Origin of the sequence: Chromohalobacter canadensis (genome assembly GCF_029544075.1) — a bacterium.
GTDB lineage: Bacteria > Pseudomonadota > Gammaproteobacteria > Pseudomonadales > Halomonadaceae > Chromohalobacter > Chromohalobacter canadensis_A.
The window spans coordinates 1-1,104 of sequence record NZ_JAJQJH010000031.1; the positions used below are offsets into that span (position 1 = coordinate 1).

Annotated in this window: 2 protein-coding genes; both read right to left on the reverse strand. The window is 61.1% G+C overall.

The genetic code is table 11. The features are described from left to right. Positions 1-701, reverse strand: a 701-nt coding sequence (locus LUN51_RS17365) for an IS3 family transposase (protein WP_277812241.1), incomplete at its 3' end; no start/stop codon positions are given. Between the two features lie 35 nt (positions 702-736). Further along, positions 737-1,048 carry a DUF1153 domain-containing protein gene (locus LUN51_RS17370; RefSeq protein ID WP_097022596.1) on the reverse strand — a complete coding sequence of 104 codons (312 nt, stop codon included), beginning with the start codon at positions 1,046-1,048 and terminating at the stop codon, positions 737-739. Positions 1,049-1,104 lie beyond the last annotated feature (56 nt).

Here is a 1,104-nt window from a genome sequence, read left to right on the forward strand (position 1 = left end):
ATCCAGCGATTGATCACGACCCTGGCTTGGCCCAGCGATTCGAAACGGTGAAGCCAGATGCACTCCTCCTTCAAGGAGCGGAAGAAGCGCTCCACGAGCCCGTTCTGTTCCGGTGTATACGGCGTCGTGAACTCCTGCGTGAGGCCATAGGCCTTTACCGTGCCCGTGTAGTGGCGGCTGCTGAAAACGAGCCCGTTATCGGAGCGAAGGGCCAGCGGTTGCTGAACGCGTCCCAGCGCCCCCAGCCGATAAATCAGGGCTTCTTCCAGGGCCGCCTCTGCTGTCTTGCTGCTGCCATTGTCCGATAATCGCCAACCGAGGATTTCACGCGTGCAACAGTCGATGATGACCGCCAGGCTGGCCCGCCGATCCTTACCGCACCACACGTGAGTGAGATCCGTGGCCCAGCGCTCATCTGGCCGTGAGGTGATCGACGGCAAGCTTCTGGCGCGAGGTCGGAAGCCCTGCGATCGCTTGCGCACCTGCCAGCCCTTGAGCTGCAGGATGCGCTGGACCGGCTTGCGGTTCTCACCCAGCACGCACGCCAGCCGACGATAGCCGTAGCTAGGGAAGCGTTCCAGCGTCAGCTTCACCCGGGCCGTCAGTTCCGTATTAACGACACGAGGCCGGGCCTTTGGCCGGTAATACAGACTTCGCCGTGGGAAGCCCAACCAGCGGCAAAGTTTGGCCAGTGATACCACGCGGCCTTCCTGGGCCATTTCCGCCTGCAACGACCTTACGAGTTCTCGTCCTCGTCGAGCAGGCGACGCCACTTTTTTAGTGCGTAGATCTGCAAGTGGGCCTCGCCCAGCGCCTCCTTGGTTTCCCGCAAGTCGGACTCGTATTGATCGCGGATATCCTTGGGGCGGGCCTTGAACCCGTTCTCCATATTGCGCTGGGCTTCATCGATCCAGCCTTCGACCTCGGAGACGGTGAGGTCATGCTGTCGGGCGACCTCAGCGACCGTGGTCTTGCCCTTGAAGATGTCCATGACCACAGATGCCTTGCGCTTCGCGGTCCATCGTTTGATGGGGGTGTCGTCGCTCATCCTGTCCTCCTGATGACTGCACTATAGCCTGTGCAGCTCTGGAGGGGGTCACTTCA